This is a genomic window from Roseomonas sp. TS2 (assembly GCF_058833935.1).
Genome location: NZ_JCACVY010000293.1, coordinates 1 through 3,490 on the forward strand (window position 1 = coordinate 1; position 3,490 = coordinate 3,490).

Annotated in this window: 5 protein-coding genes; all 5 read right to left on the reverse strand. The window is 74.8% G+C overall.

The genetic code is table 11. The annotated features are described in order from the left end of the window. Positions 1-264: chaperone modulator CbpM (locus ACZJYS_RS23510; protein ID WP_493180536.1), on the reverse strand; the 264-nt coding region annotated here is incomplete at its 3' end. Continuing rightward, positions 261-1,181: a DnaJ C-terminal domain-containing protein gene (locus ACZJYS_RS23515; RefSeq protein ID WP_493180537.1), complete on the reverse strand. Its 921-nt coding sequence runs from the start codon at positions 1,179-1,181 to the stop codon at positions 261-263. The genes ACZJYS_RS23510 and ACZJYS_RS23515, both read right to left, overlap by 4 nt. A 150-nt stretch (positions 1,182-1,331) precedes the next feature. After that, positions 1,332-2,510 carry an aminotransferase gene (locus tag ACZJYS_RS23520; RefSeq protein WP_493180538.1) on the reverse strand — a complete coding sequence of 393 codons (1,179 nt, stop codon included), beginning with the start codon at positions 2,508-2,510 and terminating at the stop codon, positions 1,332-1,334. 56 nt (positions 2,511-2,566) lie between these two features. Continuing rightward, positions 2,567-3,220, reverse strand: a complete 654-nt coding sequence (locus ACZJYS_RS23525) for a DNA-3-methyladenine glycosylase family protein (protein ID WP_245906443.1) — start codon at positions 3,218-3,220, stop codon at positions 2,567-2,569. After that, positions 3,208-3,490: hypothetical protein (locus tag ACZJYS_RS23530; RefSeq protein ID WP_493180539.1), on the reverse strand; the 283-nt coding region annotated here is incomplete at its 5' end. The genes ACZJYS_RS23530 and ACZJYS_RS23525, both read right to left, overlap by 13 nt.

Sequence of the window (3,490 nt, forward strand, 5' to 3'; positions counted from 1 at the left end):
CGACCCGCCCTCAAGCTGCCGCAGCTGGCGGCGCAGCGCATAGACCTGATCGACTAGCGACAGCACCACGGGCAGCGCCGTCTCATCCACCTCCAGCACGTCGCGCAGGTCGAGGATCAGCCGCACGCGCTCCACGTCGATCTCCTCGAAGCGCAGTTCGCCTCCCGTGACCTCCGGGCGAACGAAGCCCTGGGCGATCCAGCGGTGCAGGTCGCCGGGGTCCAGGGTGGTGAACCGGGCGAGCAGGATGTCGAGCGTGATCATGGCGCTGCCCTCGCTCCCGGTTCCGGCGCGTTTTCCGGCTTCTCCACGGGCGCGGGCCGCCAGTCCCGCAGGAAGGCTTCCAGCGCCGCATCCGGAGGCCCGATGACGACCCGGATGGACAGGATCAGATCGCCGGCCGGGTGGCCGGCATGGGCCGCCACGCCCTTCCCGCGCAGGCGGATGAGATGGCCCGTGTCGGTGTGCGGCGGCAGCGTGACGCGCACCGTGCCGGACGGGGTTGAGACCAGAACGGCGCCGCCCAGCACCGCGTCCCTGAGGCTCACGGACAGGTCCTTGTGCAGATCCATCCCCTCGCGGCGCAGCTCGGGGTGGGTGCCGACCTCGAGCTCGATCAGGGCATCGCCGTCAGGGCCGCCATTGCGGCCGGGCTCGCCCTTTCCCCGGAGGCGGAGGACGCTGCCACTGACCACGCCGGGCGGGATCTTGAGGTCCAGGACCCGGCCATCGGGCAGCGTCAGGCGCTCGGTGGCGCCTTGCACGGCGCTGAGGAACGGCACGGCCAGTTTGTAGGCCGCGTCGTCGCCGCGCCGGGGGGCGGCCTCCGCCGCCCGCCGGGCTGCGAAGATCTCCGCGAACAAGTCCTCGAAGGTGTCCTCGTGGGCGGCGTCGCCGTAACGCGCGCCCTGCGCGGCCTCGGCATGGCGGCGGTAGCTGCTCGGGGGGCGCTGCTCCTGGCCCGCGGCATCGATCTCGCCCCGGTCGAAGCGCGCACGCTGCTCCGGGTCGGACAGCAGGTCGTGCGCGGCGGAGGCTTCCTTGAAGCGTGCTTCCGCCATGGGCTTGCCGGGGTTGAGGTCCGGGTGGTGCTGCCGGGCCAGCTTGCGATACGCCTGCTTGATGGCGTCAGGCGTCGCGTCTCGGGGAACGCCCAGAACCTTGTAGGGATCTTCAGCCATGCCTGTATCCCAGTCCCCCGGGTGGAACATCCGCCGACCGGGCCCCCAGAGCCGCGGGGGTCCGAAGCGGTGCGGGTGCGCCGCCTGTTGTACGAGATTTCGGGCAGGACGAACACCGCGCGTTCGGCGTCGCCCCGCGGGGCGGCTTTCCTAGCGTCGCAGCGCCGCGTTCAGCCGCCCCGGGACCTCGGCCAGCGCGCTTTCCTCCGCATTGGCGAAGGCAAGGCGCAGGTGCCGCTGCTGCCCCGGCCCGAAGAACGGCCCCGGCAGGGTCAGCAGCCCGTGCCGCGCCGCCAGCGCCTCGGCGGCGGCCATGGCGTCCGGCTGCCCCGCGGGCAGGCGCAGATAGGCGAAGTAGGTGCCCAGCGCATCGACCGCCCAGCCCGGCGCCCGCGCCATGGCGGCGCGGAAGGCATCGGCGCGGCCGGCCATGATGGCGCGGTTGCCGGCGCGCCACCCGGCCAGCGCCGGAATGGCCCAGGCCAGCGCCGCCTGAGGTGCGCGGGCGGGGCAGATCTGCATGGTGTCCACCACCTTCAGCAGCTCCGCGCGGAAGGCCCCGCCGCCCACGATGGCCCCGACGCGGTGCCCGGGGATGCAATAGGATTTGGCGAAGGAATAGAGATGCACCAGCCCTTCCGCCCAGCCCGGGTCCTGGAACAGGGTGTGCGGCGCCGCGCCGGTCTCGGGGAGGAAGTCGCGATAGGTCTCGTCCAGCACCAGCCAGACGCCGCGGGCGCGGCAGATCTCCGCGATGCGGGCGATGGTCGCGGCGGGGATGATGGCGCCGGTCGGGTTGTTCGGCGTCACCAGCACCACGGCGCGGGTCTCGGGCGTCAGCGCCGCCGCCAGCCGCTCGGGGTCGGGGAGGAAGCCGTCCTCGGCGCGGGTCTCGAAGGGCAGGGCGGTGATGCCCAGCAGCTCCAGCGCCATGCGGTGGTTGAAGTACCAGGGCGTCGGCAGCAACACGGCGTCGCCGCTGCCGGCCAGCGCCGTCATGGCCATGGTGAAGGCGAGGTTGCAGCCGGCGGTGATGGTGACCTCGCCGGCGCTGATGGGCGCGGCATAGGTGGCGGCGAGGTCGGCGGCCAGCGCCTCGCGCAGCGGCGCGTCGCCGTCGATCGGGCCGTAGCCGGCACAGGCGCGGCTGCCGGCGGCCTCGGCCAGCCGCTCCAGCAGCGCCGGGTGCGGCGGGTAGCCCGGCACGGCCTGGGTGAGGTCGAGCATCGGGCCGGCGCCGCCGTCGTAGCGGGCGGCCCAGGCGCGGGCGGTGGGGATGGGCGGCGCGGCCGTGGCGTGGACACGGGCGGAAAGGCGGGGGCTCGGCATGATGCGCCGCACAGTGTCACGCGATGGTCACGCCGACCAGCCATGCCAAGCGCGGCTCAGGCTTCCTCGCCCGCCGGGCGGCCGGTGACGTGCCGCCAATGGTGCCAGAGCAGCCGCGCCGCCAGCGAGCGCCACGGCGACCAGGCCGCCGAGAGGGCCAGCAGCGCCTTCGGCCCCGGCCGCGCCGGCAGGCCCTTCAGGTGCTGGGCGGCGGCGGCCAGGGCCACATCGGCATAGGGGAAGATGTCCGCCCGGTCCTCAGCGAAGATCAGGTGCACCTGCGCCGTCCAGGGGCCGAGGCCGCGCTGCGCCGAGAGATGCGCGATGGCCACCGCGTCGGCCATGCCGGAGAGCGCCTCCAGTTGCAGCGTGCCGGCCAGGCAGGCCTCGGCCAGCCCGCGCAGATGCGCCACCTTGGGGCGGGAGAGGCCGGCGGCGCGGAACTGTTCGTCCGTCAGTTGCAGCAGCCCCGCCGGCTCCAGCGCGCCGGGCAGGGCGGAGAAGCGGCGCCAGATGGCTCCCGCCGCCTGGTTGCTGATCTGCTGGCCGAGGATGGTGCGCGCGAGGCCGCCGAAGCCGCGCGGCCGGCTGCGCCACGGCAGCAGCCCGGCCGCCGGCTCGATGCGGGCGAAATCCGCATCCAGCCGGCAGAGGGCGGCGATGCCTTCCCGCGCCCAGTCGGGTGGCCGTTGAGGGTTCAGTCCGGGCAGGGCGGCTCGCCCAGGGGAGAGGCGGGCGGCGCCGCCTCCGGCTGGCCGATGGCGGCGGCGAGGGCCGCGAAGCGGGCGGGCTGCATCCCTGGCTCGGCCGCCAGCCACAGCACGCCGGCCTCGTGCGGCAGCAGGGCGGTGCGCCAGCCCGGCGGGATGCGCGTCGGCACCGCCTCCCGCCCGCCCAGCCACAGCCCGAGGCGGCAGCCCCCCGTGCCGCGATAGCCGCCATAGAGGCCGCCCCCGGCCTCGCTGGCGCTGTCCAGCCGC